The sequence below is a fragment of the Ruminococcus sp. 8Y-12 genome (assembly GCF_058119865.1).
Genome location: NZ_CM176623.1, coordinates 2900931 through 2916211, shown reverse-complemented (window position 1 = coordinate 2916211; position 15281 = coordinate 2900931). Strand labels below are relative to the sequence as shown.

The window sequence follows — 15281 nt, the reverse complement described above, 5'->3', positions numbered from 1 at the left end:
ATAAAAAAGCAGGCATTTTTTAATTTCAGGAAAATAACTCCTGTGAATCAAAAAATGCTCCGAGGGGAGAGCATTGTAGTGGTAAGTTCTCCTGAAAGGAATGCATTATGATTATCATAGACAAACTCTGTTATAATTCCAAACTCCGCTACGTGAACGCGGAGACGAAGTGTGCGTTTAGTATCCTGACCCTGATTTTCTGTATTGCGGACAGGTCCATTGTGCTCTCCCTGCTGGTATTGGGAATTATGGGCTATGTCACGGTCTGTAGGGGAGGCATCCCTTTTTCCAGGTATCTGTATCTGATGCGGCTGCCTTTAATCTTCCTGTTTCTGAGCACCCTGGCCATTATCGCAAACTTTTCAAAAACTCCCATGGATGCCTTTGCCATTCCCATAGGCGGGATCTATATTACAAGTACCAAAGCCTCCCTTCTGCGGGCGGCCCAGCTGATTTTGACGGCGCTGGCCAGTGTGTCCTGCCTGTATTTTTTATCGCTGTCCACCCCCATCACAGATATTCTGAGTGTCTTTAAGAGAATACACTGCCCGGATCTTTTAATCGAGCTGATGCTTCTGATCTACCGGTTTATCTTCGTGCTCTTTGATATTGCGGATTCACTGAGCACTGCCCAGCATTCCAGGCTCGGCAACGTAAACTTTAAGACCTCCTGCCAGTCCTTTGGAAGTCTGGCGTCCGCCCTTTTTGTGCGGTCCTTTAAAAAGTCCAATATTCTCTACGATGCGATGGAGTCCCGGTGCTACGACGGAAAGCTGAGGGTTCTGAATGAGAGTTTTACATATAAGAAGCGGCATATTATATATATCATTGCTTTGGAGGCAGCTTTGATCTCTATCTCTATTCTACTTAGAAGCTTTGGAATACATTACTGATTCGTAACTGTTCAGTCCCTTCACAGTTACATGTAAAATTCCATTTCAAATCTCCCTCGGTGATGGGATTTTTGCACTCCTGAGTCATTTTCTTACGATCCGCGCAGTAAATGCGCAGACCTGCTAAATAGTTACACTGATGCATCCTATGAGGAGGAACTATGAACGATATCATTATCCAGGCGCAAAACTTACACTTTGCCTATGAGGATGGGACAAAGGCACTTCACGGAATTGACCTTTCCATCCGCAAGGGGCGCAAAATTGCATTTATGGGGGCCAACGGCTCCGGAAAGTCCACCTTTTTTCTCTGTCTGAACGGAATCCACAAGCCCCAGGAGGGCACTCTTTATTACAACGGAGAACCCTACGATTACAGCAGAAAAGGTCTTTTGAAGCTTCGCAGCAAGATTGGAATTGTATTCCAGGACCCGGATAATCAGCTCTTTTCCGCCAGCGTCTATCAGGAGATCTCCTTTGGTATCCTGAATCTGGGAGCCTCTGAAGAAAAGGCCAGAAATGAGGTGGAGAAGGTGATCTCTCAGCTGGAGATCACCCCCTTTCGCAGCAAACCTACCCACGCCTTAAGCGGCGGGCAGAAAAAACAGGTCTCCATCGCGGATATCCTGGTGATGAACCCGGATGTAATCATCTTCGATGAACCGGCTGCGGCACTGGACCCCAAACATACCACACTGGTAAACCGTCTGATTGACACTTTGACAGATGCCGGCATCACTGTGATCATTTCTACCCACGATGTAGATTTTGCACTTCGCTGGGCTGATGATGTGGTCCTCTTTAAGGACGGGAAGATTCTGGCAGAGGGCTCCCCGGAGGATATCTTTGTAAACAAAAGCATTCTGTCCCAGACAAACCTGGAGCCCCCTGCCGTTGTCCTTCTCTTTGAGGACCTGTGCAAAAAAGAAATCCTAAACCCTTCCCTTGCACTCCCGCGCACACTGGGAATGCTGGAAAAGTACATAGAAGGAATACAGATCAAAAAATACTATGGAGGAAGTAACACTATGCCCAAAACATCCAAAAAGGCAATCCTGGCTGTCAGCTTCGGCACCAGCTATGCCGAGACCAGAGAGAAGAATATTGACCGGATTGAGGAGGACATCCGTAAAGCCTGCTCCGACCACACTCTTTACCGGGCCTGGACCAGCAAGATGATCTTAAAAAAACTGAAGAGGCGTGACAACCTCCATATCAACAATGTCAGGGAGGCTATGGAGGAAATGATCTCAGATGGGGTCACAGAAGTGATTGTACAGCCCACCCATGTAATCAATGGTATTGAGAATGATCTGATGAAAGAGGACGTACTCTCTTACGCGGACCGCTTCACCACAATCTCCTTTGGCACTCCCCTTCTCACTTCCGAGCAGGACAGTGAGGAGACCATCTTAGCGCTGATGGAAGAGTGGGGGGCCCTGCCCGGCGATGAAGTGCTTGTGCTCATGGGACATGGAACCACCCACTATGCAAATGCGGTCTATGCTGCCCTTGATTACAAGTTTAAGGATATGGGCTACAGCAATGTCTTCCTGGGAACCGTGGAGGCCTACCCTACCATGGCTTCCCTGCTCCGCCAGATAAAGGAATACGGGCCCCAAAAAGTACATCTGGCCCCCTTCATGATCGTGGCTGGTGATCACGCCCACAATGATATGGCTGGAAAAGAGGAAGATTCCTGGGTAAACCAATTCAGAGAGTCCGGATTTGAGGTGGAATGCCATCTCAAGGGCTTAGGCGAATACCCAGGCGTGCGCAAAATTTTTCTGCGGCATATTCAGGAAAGCTGCTGATCAATCTAACGTTTTGTATAAAAATAGGGGGTGCCGCAAAATCATCAAAACAGATGATTGAGTGACACCCCATCAACTTCAGTTTTCTCAGCTTGTCTTTCTTACGCCTCGCCGTGGAGCTTCATCTGTTTTTTGCGCTCTACGAACCTGCCCATGAAAAAGGCGATGATTCCGACTCCGATTCCCGTCTGGATGCAGAAGATCAGGCTCTCCACCTCTCCCGGCAGTTCTCCGTCCAGCATCGTCTCCAGCACTGGTGTGAACCAGGGCTCATACTCACCGCTGATCTCCTCCACCATCACGCTTCCCGCATCGTCCGATCCGCCAAACTCCGCTCCCTTCATCGCAAACAGAGGTACGATTGCGATTACGAGAACGAGAACAAGCAGTACAATTACCGTCTTTGTATTCTTTGTCATATTATTTTGCCTCCTTTACAAAACCGATGGATTTCAGCTCCGGCATAGCGAAGGATTCCAGTCCGATGATAATCACTACGGTTAAGATGCCCTCAATGACTGCCAGGGGAAGCTGTGTCGGTGCAAACACGCCCAGGAACTTCACAATGGAGGCGCCCACGCCGCCCTCCGCGGAGGGGTTTGCCATAGCAAGCTGCACACTTGTCACACAGTAAGTAAACAGGTCTCCGAGCGCTGCTGCCAGAAAGATGTTTACCTTTCGGTTAATCTTTGTCTTAGAGAGCAGCTTGTAGATTCCAAAGGACACCAGAGGCCCTGCGACCGCCATGGAAAAAGTGTTTGCCCCAAGGGTGGTCAATCCGCCGTGTGCCAGCAAAATAGCCTGGAATAACAATACGATAATACCCAGGATACTGACTGCAGCGGGACCAAAAAGGATAGCTCCAAGTCCTGTGCCGGTCATATGGGAACAGCTTCCAGTAACGGACGGAATCTTCAGTGAAGAAATCACAAAAATGAAAGCGCCTGACATGGCAATCAGGGTAATCGCCTTACGGTTTTCCTTTAAGGTCTTTTTGATGGATAAAAATCCGGCTGCTAAAAACGGGATGCAGACAACTCCCCATCCTACGCAGAACGCAGGCGGAAGATATCCCTCCATGATGTGCATCGCGTTGGCCACCGGCGCAACGGAAAATATGCAGGCAAATGCGATTGCAATTTTCAAAAGTTTTTTCTCTGTCTTTGACATTCTTGATCCCCTTCCTTATTTTTATATATGGTTATTAGAATTACAAAACCTTTGTACTCCTCTCCCACCCCCTCTTTTCAGGGCATTCAAAGAACATAGAAAACAAAAAGGCGCTCCTTCCGGGAACACCTTCCATCCTAGTCAAGTTCAATAGAATGAATATTTCTTCAGCCCAGAAATATAATTCTCCATCTCTCTGCACCAAGTATCCTGGCTCTGCTTCCTCCTCCTAAGCGCCTTCCCAGCTTTCGCCAGTGGCATTTGCTTATTCGTCCGCAATACAGTAGTGGTGACTGCCCGGTTTCTCCGTGTTCCTTGTGCGATATTTCGTAACTGTTCAGTACCTTCACAATTACATGCAAAAATCCATTTAAAATCACCTTCGGTGATGGGATTTTTGCACTCCTGAATCATTTTCATACGGTCTGCGCAGCAAATACGCAGACCTGCTGAATAGTTACGGTATTTCTATCTATGCAGATATGGTTTTCAAAAATTATTATACCTTTTCTTCCATATTTCGTCAATCATAATCTATCGTTATTGATCATATAAAGTAGAGCATTACAGATACACGCCGCAATGTTGCTGCCCCCTTTACGCCCTCTGGCTACAATACAGGGAACGTCTGTCTGTATGATCAGCTCCTTGGACTGCACCACATTGACAAATCCAACAGGGACCCCAATGATCAGTTCCGGCTGCAGATTTTTTTCCTTTACCAGCTCATACAGGCGCACAAGCGCAGTAGGTGCATTTCCAATTGCAAAAATCAGAGGCTTATTAAGCTGCACAGCTTTCTCCATACTCACAGCAGCCCTGGTGATCCCTCGACTCTTTGCCTCCGCGGCCACATCCTCATCAGATATAAAGCAGAACACCTCTCCTTTGTATCTGGCTAAGGCCCTTTTGTTGATTCCGGCTTTTGCCATCTGTGTGTCTGTGACAATACAAGCCCCGTTCCTGATCGCAGCCACAGCCTGTTCTACAGCCCCCTTTGAAAAATATAGGTTATCCGCATAGTCAAAGTCTGCGCTGGTGTGAATGCACCTCTTGATGATCGGCTCCTGATCCCCAGGCAACTCTCTGCCCAGTTCCCGGGAGATGATCTCAAAGCTTCTCTTTTCTATATCCATTGGTTTTACATTTTCCAGTTCTATCTTCATGACCCCTCCACTCCGTTCTCCAGGATCTCATAGATCCTTTTCATATCCAAATGCTCTCTCAGCTCTTTCGCCAAAATATTGTACTGGGTCTCCTTAAACTCCCTAAAATCAACTGAGGCAATGTCACTGGCGTCAATCCCCTTTCTGCGTCCAAGTGCCATGACAACTTCCCTGGCCACTCCCTCTTTGTCAAACACGCCGTGCACATAGGTGCCGTAGACATTGTCCCTGCTGGCTCCATCTGCCTTTGCTCCCTCTCTTTTTACAAAGTCCTCAATGCTGGTGAGCGCAGCCGCCCCCTCCTTTAGAGCACTGGCTCCCATGTGGATCTCATAACCCTCCAGTTCAATTCCATTCAATCCCCGCAGAGCGCCAGCCGCACCGCTGAACCGGCCCCTTACCCGGGTTCTCGTCTTGCTTCCCTCAAACACAGTGTCTATGGGCAGCAGCCCCATGCCTTTGATCTGGCCTCCGGCCTCAACGCCCTGGGGATCACTTAGCGTATCCCCCAGCATCTGAAACCCACCGCACACCCCGAAGATCACCGTTCCGGCTGACGCTGCCTTTAAGACCGCGGCCTCCAGGCCATTTTGACGCATCCAGAGCAGATCTTCCATGGTATTTTTGGTTCCGGGAAGTATGATCATATCCGGATTTTTTAGTTCTCCCGCATGACGGATATAGCGCAGGGATACTCCGTCCATGCTCTCAAAGGGGTTAAAGTCCGTAAAGTTGGAGATCCGTGGTACCCGTATCACCGCAATGTCGATCACTCCCACTTCCCCCTGCCCTTCAAAGCGTGTGGTGAGGCTGTCCTCATCCTCCACCTCAATGTTTAAATAGGGAGCTACTCCCACCACCGGTACCCCAGATCTTACTTCCAACTGCTCCAGTCCCGGCTCCAGAATGGTCTTGTCCCCCCGGAATTTATTCACAATCAGGCCTTTGACCAAAGCCCTCTCGTCCTCCTCAAGCAGCATCACAGTCCCGATCAACTGCGCAAAGACACCGCCCCTGTCAATATCACCCACCAGCAAAACCGGCGCCTTTACCCGCTTGGCAAGCCCCATGTTGACAATATCCTCCTGTCGCAGATTGATCTCAGCAGGGCTGCCCGCGCCCTCGATGACTATGATGTCATACTCCTGATTCAGCGTCTCAAAGGCCTCCATCACCTGTGGTACCAGCTTTTTCTTGTATGCAAAATACTCTCTTGCACTCATATTTCCCAAGACTTCACCGTTTACGATCACCTGGGAGCCCGTGTCATTAGTGGGCTTTAAAAGTATGGGGTTCATCTCCACCCTGGGCTTTATTCCCGCTGCCTCAGCCTGCATCACCTGGGCCCTTCCCATTTCCAGCCCATCCTCTGTGATAAACGAATTCAGAGCCATATTCTGGGACTTAAAGGGCGCCGTCTTATAGCCGTCCTGGTGAAAGATCCTACACAGCCCTGCTGCGATCAGGCTCTTTCCCGCATTGGACATGGTTCCCTGTATCATAATTACTTTTGCCATCTGCTTTCTCCTCCGTTTCACTGCCGGCTTCCCAAATAATCTCCCTTAAGGCTGCTGCAAAGGCCGCGTTCTCCTCCCTGGTCCGAACCGCAATCCGATAGTACCCCGCGCACAGGTTCCGATAGTTCCCGCAGTCGCGTATCAGGTAGCCTTTTCTCTGACATGCCTCAGCAAGCCCCAAAGGTCCCTTGAAAAATATGTAGTTTGCAGCAGGTCTCCAGACAGAACATCCCATATTTTTCAATTCCCCGGCCAGATACTGCTTTTCCTCCGAGATCAGGGCTCTGGCCGTCTGTACATAGACATCCTCCGAGAGCGCGGCCACACCTGCTCTCTGGGCCGGCAGGGAAACACTCCACGGCTGCATCACCCGCCGCATTTTTTCCAGCACCTGAGGGTCTGAACAGATTCCATAGCCCAGGCGCAGCCCGGGCATGGCATAGATCTTCGTAAATGCATTCAGCAGAAAAAGACTGGGGTACCGGCCTGTCCAGTCTTTCAGCGTGTACTCCCGCGGCTCATCCAGAAAGCCGTTGAAGCACTCATCCACCACCATAGTAACCCGGCACTGCGTACACTTCTCTGCAATCTGAAGCAACAGTTTCCGATCCGTGAGGCTGCCCGTGGGATTGTTTGGATTGCACAGAAACAGCATGTCCACATCCGATGAGATATACTCCAGGTAGTCCGCTTGGATCACAAAGTCCTTATCCCCCCGCAGGAGGTAATACTCCACCTGGCACCCTGCTGCCAAGAGCGCCTCCTCATACTCCGCAAACCCGGGAGCTGCCAAAAGCGCCTTCTTTGGCTTCAACCCCAGAGCCAGCGCAAAAATCAGCTCTGCTGCCCCATTTCCGAAAATCAACTGTTCCGGCTCTGTTCCTGTCTTATTGACCAATGTCTTTTTTAATTCCCGATGCTCCACATCCGGATAGTTTGCAATCCTCCCCGCGCTCTCCTGCACTGCTTTTAAAACACCCGGGGGGGGCCCCAGGGGATTGATATTCGCAGAATAGTCGGCTATATACTTCTGTGAATACACATCTCCCCCGTGTTTATGTTTTGCCATGCCTTCTGTCCTCTCTTCCCTTATGCTAAACTAAACCACTCCCTATCCAGAGCACAGCAAGTACTTTTGCCACCCCCAGAATCACCATGGACAGAACTGCTGTCCCGTAAAGCAGCCTGTTTGCTCTTCGAATATCCTCAAACTCTACCGGCCGCACTGCATCTCCGATTGTCTTTTTCTTATAAAGAGTACCAAAATACCACGCATCCCCGGCAAGCTGTATCCCCAGAGCTCCTGCCATCACTGCCTCTGTCTGCGCGGAATTGGGACTGGCATGATTAAATCTGTCCCGTTTCCAGACAGCGAAGGCCCGCTTGCGGTCCAAACCGGTGAAACTGCAGGCCAGTATCATGAACAGCCCCGAGAGTCTGGCCGGAAGATAGTTCACCGCATCATCCAGCTTGGCTGCTGCCCTTCCAAAATAGAGGTACTTCTCATTTTTATACCCCACCATGGAATCCATGGTGTTGATGGCCTTATAGAAATATCCCAGGGCAGGACCTCCGATGGCCAAAAAGATCATGGGGGCAATCACTCCGTCGGACGCATTCTCCGCCACCGTCTCCACAGCCGCCTTGGTCACGCCAGCTTCATCCAGCACCTGGGTATCCCTTCCCACAATCATAGAGACCGCAAAGCGGCTCCCCTTAAGATCCCCTTCCTTCAGACGCTCATACACCTTCATGCTCTCATCCCTCAGAGCCTTTGTGGCCAGCAGCTGATAGCACATCACTGTCTCAAGAACAAACCGAAATCCCCATCCCAGCTTTCCAGCCCCATATAACAGCAGCGCCGGAACTGATGTGGTAATGGCCGTCACAGCCACCACCAGAAAAATCCCGGCTGCCAGCTCCCCGCGCTTTGTCCCAGGGAACACACGGCGCAGGGCTTTTTCCGCCGCTCCAATCAGATTTCCCACCAGGCGGATAGGATGGTAGAGGAAATGGGGATCTCCGATGACCAGATCCAACAGAAAACCAAGTATAAGCGCTCCCAGTGAAAGCATCATTCCGTCTCTCCTCCTGATTCTTCTGCAAACTTTACACATTCCTTTAAAAAGTCAGCGGCAAGCCTTGGGTCTGCATGGTAATACAGATGAGGAAATCCCATCAGAGTCCTATCGCTTGCATGTATGCACTTCCAGCTCCGGCTGCGAAGGGGTTTCTTTGCCGTAAAGCTCTCCCCGCAGCTGGTGCTGTCAAAATAGTGGAACTCATGGCCCTTCAGAGCTGTACAGCCGCTGCCCAGGATTCCTTCCCGGTTGGCTTTCAGACCGATATACCCAAACCTGGTGAGTTTTCCTGTATAGTAAGCACTTCCTTCCACAGCTCCCACACCTGCAAACTTTCTGCCCTCCATATCCTCCATGGTCTCATGAAGGTACATAAACCCTCCGCACTCTGCCATCACCGGCATCTTACTCTTAACCGCTCTGAGGATCTCCTGCCGCATGGAAGTATTCTTCTCCAACTGTTCTGCGAACAGCTCCGGGTACCCGCCGCTAAGCAGCAAACCCTGACTGCCCTCCGGCAGACTACTGTCACACAGCGGCGAGAAATAGGCGATCCTGGCTCCCAGGTCTTCCAACAGCTTTAGATTGTCTTCATAGATAAAGCAGAAAGCATCATCCTTTGCCACGGCAACCACCGGCGCTGCCGCCCTTATCCCGTCTGTCTTGGCCTCCTTGTACAGGGAGTCAAGGCAGACGGGTCTTTCACAGCACAGATCAGGAGCGCTCTCAGCCACGTTAACTATGCCCTCCAGATCCAACGTCTCCTCAAAAATGGCGGCAAGCCTTTTCAGCCTCCCTTTCAGGTCCTCCACCTCATCTGGAAGCACCAGCCCCAGGTGGCGGCTCTCGATGGCCATATCCGGCACTCTCGGCACATATCCAAGGGGACGGATACCCAGTTCCTCTTTGACCATTTCTGCCAGTTCCCGGTACATCCCCTGACTTGTCTGATTGAAGATCACGCCCTCTATCCCGCTGTCACTTTGGTAGGTCAGAAATCCTTTAAGAAGTGCCAGCGCAGATACGCTCATCCCTCTTGCGTCCGCGATCAAAATCACCGGTGTCTTTGTCACTCTGGCCAAGTCATAGGCGCTTCCCCTGGTGCTGATACCGCCCAGGCCGTCATAGAAGCCCATGACCCCCTCCATCACTGAGAGTTCTCCCTCCTGTGCCCCTCTGGCGAAGAGATATCTGGTCATCACCTCATCCGTAAAAAAAGTGTCCAGGTTTCTGGAGGTTGTTCCCAGCACCCTTGCGTGAAACATGGGATCAATATAGTCAGGACCGCATTTAAATGCCACAGGCCTTCTTCCCCGTTCCAGTAAAGCCTGCAGAATCCCACAGGTGATCATAGTCTTTCCACTGCCGCTTGAGGCGGCGCTGAGCATAAATCTGGGTGACTGCATTAGTCCTCACCTCCAGTAAATGAAAGGATATAGACAGGATTCATCCCCATCATCATGTGATAATCGCCCACCTCCCTGGCCCTGGCAGAGGAAACGCACACAATATCCCGCTCCCTTACCCCCAGCTCTCTCATGCAGGCAGCCGTCTCTGCCACTGTCTCAAGTGCAATGGCGTTTACCACCACCCTGGTCAGGGGATTTTTAGCAAAAACCACATCTAAGATCCGTCTCATATTACCCGAAGATCCACCGATGAACACATGGGTGGGCGCGGGCAGTCCCTCCAAAGCCTCCGGCGCCAGCCCCTCCACCACAGTTAGGTTGTCCGCCCGGAACTTTACCTGGTTTTTCCGGATCAGCTCCACGGCCTCCGGCTTTTTCTCCACCGCGTACACCTGTCCTTCACAGGCCACAAGAGCCATCTCAACAGCCACAGACCCAGTTCCGGCTCCCACGTCATAGACGACCGAATCCCTTTTAAGTCCAAGCTTTGAGATGGAAATGCTGCGCACCTCGCTCTTGGTCATAGGCACCTTTCCCCGCAGAAATTCCTCATCCGCGAGGCCGTGGGCAACTCTTTTATGAGGACTTTTATTCTCAATGAGCACCACACACAGGGCCTCAAACTCCTGGTTTTGCAGTTCCTCCGCCGTACCCCGCACGATACTCTCATTCTGGTAGGATAGATTCTGCCCCACGAAAAGGGTTACCTTGCCCAAACCGTAGCCGCACAGCTTTCTGCAAAGCATACCCACTCCGCCTTTTTGCCCCACCAATGCAAATACCTTGCCATGGCAGTCCACAGCCCGGACGATATTCTGTTTCCGCCCGTGGAGACTCAATAGCTTTACGTCCTCCCAGGACATGCCCAGCTTTGCGCAGAGATAAACCACAGAGGAAATTCCACAGAACAGGCTTACCTCCTCCCTTGGAAACAGCTCCAACAGTTTTTTGGCTCCGCTGTAAAATCCCACATCCCCTGAGAGCAGTATTGCGATGCGCTCGTATTCCGGATGGCTTTCAATATACTCTTTGATCTCATCCGGCTTGTAAGAGATAAACGTTGGCTTCCCAAGCTCCTGTACAGTTTCCAGCATACGCCGGGCTCCGATGAGAACCTGGGCCTGTATGCAGGCTTTCCTGGCCTCCATAGTCATATTTTCATGCCTGCCCATGCCAATGCCCACCAGGCTGATCTGCCGATTTGGCTTAATACACAGGCGGCCCCGCAGCAGGTTTCGAATCTCCTCCTGGCTCATGGCCCCTGCGATCTGGGGAGGCCGCCCGATCAGCACCACCCGGGCTCCAACATCCCGGGCAGCATAAAGCTTTTCCTCAAACCCGCCACTTTTTCCGGATTCTTTGGTCACCAGCCAGTTGATCCCATACTGCCTCATCATGGCTATGTTCATCTCTTTTGTAAAAGGTCCCTGCATACAGATCAGATGCCTGCCGCTAAATCCCATCTCTGTGCAGGACTGAACCGCCTCCGGCGAGGGCAGCACTCTGGCATAGACCCGTTCACGAAAATCTTCTATACAGGTAAATGCAGACAACTCCTTGCTTCCTGTGGTGACCAGAATATTTCCCCTGGTCCCCCTCAGAAAATCCGCTGCTTCCTTTACATTTTCCACACAGTGGATATCTTTTTCCTCTGTTTTGCATCCGCACTTTTCATCTGTATCATATCCCACATCCCGAAGCAGACGCAGATACTCTGCGCCTGTATTTTGACATGCTCTTAAAATGTTTTTTGTGACCTCTGTGGCATAGGGATGCGTGGCGTCCACAGTAAGAGTTATCTTTTCTCTTTCCATAAGCGCTTCCATTTCCCGCTCTGTAAGCCTGCCCGTGTGCAGTTTCACAAGAGGTCCTTCCTCCATCAGCTGCTGCCCGTACTCCGTAGCAACACAAACCTGGGACGCTATGTTGTGGTCCCTCAAATATTCAGCCAAGCTTCGTCCCTCTGTGGTACCGGCAAATATTAAAATCCTATCCATGCAGATATCCTCTCGGTGTAACCATCCTGCCACTGATCTCTTTTGTCTGGGAATTTCCGATAAACACTGTGGTAAACATGTCCACCTCTGTCTTTTCGAGCTCTTTAAGAGTGAGCACCGTCATCTGCTCCCCCTCCCTGCCGATGTTCCACACAATACCGCAGACAGTTTCCGGACTCTTATATTTCATCACAAGGCCGCAGGCTCTCTGCAGGTAATCATGGCGTTTCCTGCTTGAAGGGTTGTACAGGCAGATCACGAAGTCCGCCTCTGATGCGCAAAGCAGCCTCCTCTCAATTTTCTCCCAGGGAGTCAGGAGGTCGCTCAAGCTGATGAGGGCAAAGTCGTGAATCAGAGGCGCTCCAAGCACCGCGCCTCCTCCTGTGGCGGCTGTGACTCCCGGCACGATTTCCACCTGTATTTCAGGGTATCTCTGGCCAATCTCCAGCATAAGCCCAGCCATCCCGTAAACACCCGCGTCACCGCTGCAGATCATTGCCACGGTCTTCTCCTTACCCGCCTCCTCAAAGGCCATAATGCACCGGTCCACCTCCTTCTTCATGGGGGTAGTCATAAACTCTTTATCCGCAAAATGCGCTTTAACCAGATCCACATAGACCGTGTAGCCAATGATCACATCACACTCTCTCAGCACATTTGCCGCCTTAATGGTCATCTGTTCATATTCTCCGGGTCCAATTCCTACTACAAAGATTTTACCCAAAATCAACACTCCTATCTCTGATGGCTATGGCCACAGTCACACCGCCGCCTGCCCTTTTTTTCTGTATCAGCCGCCCGTTCGCACTGCCCAGCACTGCACTGCGCCCGCACACATTGTCCACACCTGTCACCTGCTCTACAAATGCAGAGGATTCAAAATCCCCCGGAACGTCCTTTAGCTCCTGGGCTGTATAGGTGCATAAAGGAAGGCTAAATTTTCCGCATAGCTCTGTTATGGCTCTCTCATCCTTCTTTAGCTCAATGCTGGCCACCTGTTCCACGCTGTAAATGGAGAGATGATTGGCTGCAAGCGCTTTTAAGACGGACTCCTCCAAAGCTTCTGCAGGCGTCCCTCTTCTGCATCCCACTCCTACTGTCACACATCTGGGGATCAGATGAAGTGTTTTTAAAAAGGGGCTTCTCTCCTCATTGAGCGAAATGACGATCCCGCACTCCCCCTCAAAAGGCTCTGTGTGGGAAACCTGTACAAGTTCCTCGGGCACCTTTCCGGCAATAGGGAGCTCACACACCAGCCCCACGGGCTTCTCATCCAGGATATCCGCAGTCACCTCTTTGGCATATTCCATACTGCTGATATGCAGTTTGTTTTTCTTTGCAAACACATCCACCGCAAAGCGTCCGTTTACATCCGTAGCTGTTGTGATCACCGGTATGGCCCCCGTCAGGTTTGCCAGCATACCAGCCAGCTCATTTGCACCCCCCAGATGGCCGGACAACAGGGAAATCGCAAAAATCCCCCTCTCATCCATCACCACCACAGCGGGATCTCTCTTTTTGTCCCGCACCCACGGCGCTATGGCCCGCACCGCTATCCCGGAAGCGCCAATGAACACAAGGGCGTCTTTGCGCTCAAACATTTCTCCTGTCCACTCGCTCAGGGGATTATCAATCTCTTCCAGACCGTATTTCCCCGCATACTTTTTGACTCCATAGCCCTCACAGTCCCATCCCCGGTCCGTCAGCAGCCCTGTCAGCCTGGCGCAGAGACTGCTCCCGTTGTCCGTAAAGCTAATCATAGCCAGCCTCATCTATTCGCTTGCCTCCCGAAACTCTGTGGCAAAGGCCGGATTGTAGAGATCGGACCGGCGGTAGTGGCTGTGGCTCACCACATCCCCGATGATCATCAAGGCGGTTTTTGTGATGTGGTTCTCTCTGGCGGTCTTGGCCAGTGTACCCACAGTGCACACAAAAGCCTTCTCATCCTCCCAGGTAGCCTTGTACACAATCGCAGCGGGAGTATCCTCTTTATATCCCCCTGCAATAAGCCTATCTGAGAGTTTTTCCAGCATACCGGTACTCAAAAACACCACCATAGTAGCCTGATGCGCCGCAAAGGATGCGATCTCCTCCTTTTCCGGAACTGGTGTCCTCCCGGCCATGCGGGTGATGATCACACTCTGGGATACATCCGGCAGCGTGTATTCCAGGTTCAGCGCAGAGGCTGCCCCTGAAAAGGAACTTACCCCAGGGCAGTAGTCATAGGCGATCCCTCTCTCATCCAGCACGTCCATCTGTTCACGAATGGCCCCGTAAAGGCAGGGATCTCCGGTATGCAGGCGGACGGTGTTCAGCCCTTTTGCCTCACTGTCAAACATGACCTGAAGCACCTCCTCCAGCGTCATCTTCGCGCTGTTGTACACCTGGCATCCTTCCCTTTTATAGTCCAAAAGCTGGGGATTCACCAGTGAGCCTGCATAGATTATGATATCTGCATTTTCCAGCAGCCTCTTCCCTCTCAGTGTAATCAAGTCCGGCGCTCCCGAACCTGCTCCTACGAAATGTACCATTTAGCTCTCCTTTACAATGATCAGTGAATAGTAACCCGCATCCTCCGGAATCTCCTCCAGGGAGGTATAGATCTTCTCCCCCGGCATCCCGCAGTTCTCGATCATCACGGCAGAGGCCCCTGCCTCCCTGAGCATGGCCTTTACCCTTCCCATCTTTTTTCCCGCTTTCATTAAAACCTTGGTACCGGGCATTTTCAGCGCTTCCTCAATCTGGTAGGAGGCCGGTATCACGTGGAGTTCCTCCGATCGCTCCACAAGTCCCATATTCAGTCTGGCCGCAACTGCACAAAAAGAGGTGATGCCGCTCACAATCTCCGCCTCGTATCCTCTATCCAAAATCCGTTTATGTACATATAAATAGGTAGAATACACGCTGGGGTCCCCCAATGTGAGAAACACTACATTTTTCCCTTCTTTAAGGTATGTCTCCAACCGGTCTGCCGCCTGTTCATGGCTGGTATTCAAAAGCAGTGGGTCCTTTGTCATGGGCATCGGGATGGGAATCAGCTCCTTCCCCGCAAGTTCCGGCACTGCCTGTACGGCAATGCGGAAGGCCACTGTATCCTCAGCCTGTACCCCCGGCAGGGCAATCACCTGGTTTTCCCGGATCAGGCGCACTGCCTTCAGCGTCAGCAGCTCCGGATCTCCGGGACCGATTCCAAGTCCGTATAATTTTCCGCTCATCTCGTTTCTCCTTTGTCAT

14 protein-coding genes and 1 riboswitch are annotated in these 15281 nt (G+C 51.3%); of the genes, 2 read left to right on the top strand and 12 right to left on the bottom strand.

Annotated features, from left to right (window positions below; all coding sequences use genetic code 11):
- Positions 1 to 107 precede the first annotated feature (107 nt).
- Positions 108 to 893 (top strand): cobalt ECF transporter T component CbiQ, encoded by a 786-nt coding sequence (gene cbiQ / locus AC0THY_RS10985; RefSeq protein WP_489990647.1) that lies wholly within the window; start codon positions 108 to 110, stop codon positions 891 to 893.
- 161 nt (positions 894 to 1054) lie between these two features.
- A complete protein-coding gene (locus AC0THY_RS10980) occupies positions 1055 to 2707 on the top strand; it encodes a sirohydrochlorin cobaltochelatase (RefSeq protein WP_489990646.1) in 1653 nt (550 codons plus the stop codon).
- 101 nt (positions 2708 to 2808) lie between these two features.
- Here the strand turns inward: AC0THY_RS10980 and AC0THY_RS10975 are convergent, their stop codons facing one another.
- The 12 genes from AC0THY_RS10975 to cobI form a co-directional block, all read right to left on the bottom strand.
- Complete coding sequence (locus tag AC0THY_RS10975; RefSeq protein WP_489990645.1) at positions 2809 to 3126, bottom strand: energy-coupling factor ABC transporter substrate-binding protein; 318 nt, start codon at positions 3124 to 3126, stop codon at positions 2809 to 2811.
- A gap of 1 nt (position 3127) precedes the next feature.
- Positions 3128 to 3877, bottom strand: coding sequence for an energy-coupling factor ABC transporter permease (locus AC0THY_RS10970; RefSeq protein WP_489990644.1), 750 nt, complete (start codon positions 3875 to 3877; stop codon positions 3128 to 3130).
- A gap of 183 nt (positions 3878 to 4060) precedes the next feature.
- Positions 4061 to 4237, bottom strand: a riboswitch (cobalamin riboswitch).
- A gap of 167 nt (positions 4238 to 4404) precedes the next feature.
- On the bottom strand, positions 4405 to 5043 hold the full coding sequence (locus AC0THY_RS10965; RefSeq protein ID WP_489990643.1) for a precorrin-8X methylmutase: 639 nt from the start codon (positions 5041 to 5043) through the stop codon (positions 4405 to 4407).
- The gene (locus AC0THY_RS10960; RefSeq protein ID WP_489990642.1) at positions 5040 to 6560 is read right to left on the bottom strand and encodes a cobyric acid synthase; all 1521 of its coding nucleotides are present in this window, start codon (positions 6558 to 6560) and stop codon (positions 5040 to 5042) included. Before AC0THY_RS10960 ends, AC0THY_RS10965 begins: the two co-directional genes overlap by 4 nt.
- Positions 6487 to 7629: a pyridoxal phosphate-dependent aminotransferase gene (locus AC0THY_RS10955; protein WP_489990641.1), complete on the bottom strand. Its 1143-nt coding sequence runs from the start codon at positions 7627 to 7629 to the stop codon at positions 6487 to 6489. Before AC0THY_RS10955 ends, AC0THY_RS10960 begins: the two co-directional genes overlap by 74 nt.
- Before the next feature lie 25 nt (positions 7630 to 7654).
- A complete protein-coding gene (gene cbiB / locus AC0THY_RS10950) occupies positions 7655 to 8635 on the bottom strand; it encodes an adenosylcobinamide-phosphate synthase CbiB (protein WP_489994181.1) in 981 nt (326 codons plus the stop codon).
- Positions 8635 to 10047, bottom strand: a complete 1413-nt coding sequence (locus tag AC0THY_RS10945; protein WP_489990640.1) for a cobyrinic acid a,c-diamide synthase CobB — start codon at positions 10045 to 10047, stop codon at positions 8635 to 8637. The genes cbiB and AC0THY_RS10945 overlap by 1 nt, the downstream gene beginning before the upstream one ends.
- Entirely contained in the window at positions 10047 to 12047 is a 2001-nt protein-coding gene (gene cobK, locus AC0THY_RS10940) for a precorrin-6A reductase (RefSeq protein ID WP_489990639.1), read from the bottom strand. The genes AC0THY_RS10945 and cobK overlap by 1 nt, the downstream gene beginning before the upstream one ends.
- Positions 12040 to 12771, bottom strand: coding sequence for a precorrin-3B C(17)-methyltransferase (gene cobJ / locus AC0THY_RS10935; RefSeq protein WP_489990638.1), 732 nt, complete (start codon positions 12769 to 12771; stop codon positions 12040 to 12042). The genes cobK and cobJ overlap by 8 nt, the downstream gene beginning before the upstream one ends.
- The gene (locus tag AC0THY_RS10930) at positions 12764 to 13819 is read right to left on the bottom strand and encodes a cobalt-precorrin 5A hydrolase (protein ID WP_489990637.1); all 1056 of its coding nucleotides are present in this window, start codon (positions 13817 to 13819) and stop codon (positions 12764 to 12766) included. Before AC0THY_RS10930 ends, cobJ begins: the two co-directional genes overlap by 8 nt.
- On the bottom strand, positions 13820 to 14578 hold the full coding sequence (cobM, locus tag AC0THY_RS10925; protein ID WP_489990636.1) for a precorrin-4 C(11)-methyltransferase: 759 nt from the start codon (positions 14576 to 14578) through the stop codon (positions 13820 to 13822). It abuts the gene before it with no gap.
- Positions 14579 to 15262, bottom strand: a complete 684-nt coding sequence (gene cobI / locus AC0THY_RS10920) for a precorrin-2 C(20)-methyltransferase (protein ID WP_489990635.1) — start codon at positions 15260 to 15262, stop codon at positions 14579 to 14581.
- Between the last annotated feature and the right edge of the window lie 19 nt (positions 15263 to 15281).

Coding starts and splice junctions, on each gene's coding strand:
- cbiQ (WP_489990647.1), top strand. CDS start 108: ATGATTATCATAGACAAACTCTGTTATAATTCCAAACTCCGCTACGTG.
- AC0THY_RS10980 (WP_489990646.1), top strand. CDS start 1,055: ATGAACGATATCATTATCCAGGCGCAAAACTTACACTTTGCCTATGAG.
- AC0THY_RS10975 (WP_489990645.1), bottom strand. CDS start 3,126: ATGACAAAGAATACAAAGACGGTAATTGTACTGCTTGTTCTCGTTCTC.
- AC0THY_RS10970 (WP_489990644.1), bottom strand. CDS start 3,877: ATGTCAAAGACAGAGAAAAAACTTTTGAAAATTGCAATCGCATTTGCC.
- AC0THY_RS10965 (WP_489990643.1), bottom strand. CDS start 5,043: ATGAAGATAGAACTGGAAAATGTAAAACCAATGGATATAGAAAAGAGA.
- AC0THY_RS10960 (WP_489990642.1), bottom strand. CDS start 6,560: ATGGCAAAAGTAATTATGATACAGGGAACCATGTCCAATGCGGGAAAG.
- AC0THY_RS10955 (WP_489990641.1), bottom strand. CDS start 7,629: ATGGCAAAACATAAACACGGGGGAGATGTGTATTCACAGAAGTATATA.
- cbiB (WP_489994181.1), bottom strand. CDS start 8,635: ATGCTTTCACTGGGAGCGCTTATACTTGGTTTTCTGTTGGATCTGGTC.
- AC0THY_RS10945 (WP_489990640.1), bottom strand. CDS start 10,047: ATGCAGTCACCCAGATTTATGCTCAGCGCCGCCTCAAGCGGCAGTGGA.
- cobK (WP_489990639.1), bottom strand. CDS start 12,047: ATGGATAGGATTTTAATATTTGCCGGTACCACAGAGGGACGAAGCTTG.
- AC0THY_RS10930 (WP_489990637.1), bottom strand. CDS start 13,819: ATGAGGCTGGCTATGATTAGCTTTACGGACAACGGGAGCAGTCTCTGC.
- cobM (WP_489990636.1), bottom strand. CDS start 14,578: ATGGTACATTTCGTAGGAGCAGGTTCGGGAGCGCCGGACTTGATTACA.
- cobI (WP_489990635.1), bottom strand. CDS start 15,262: ATGAGCGGAAAATTATACGGACTTGGAATCGGTCCCGGAGATCCGGAG.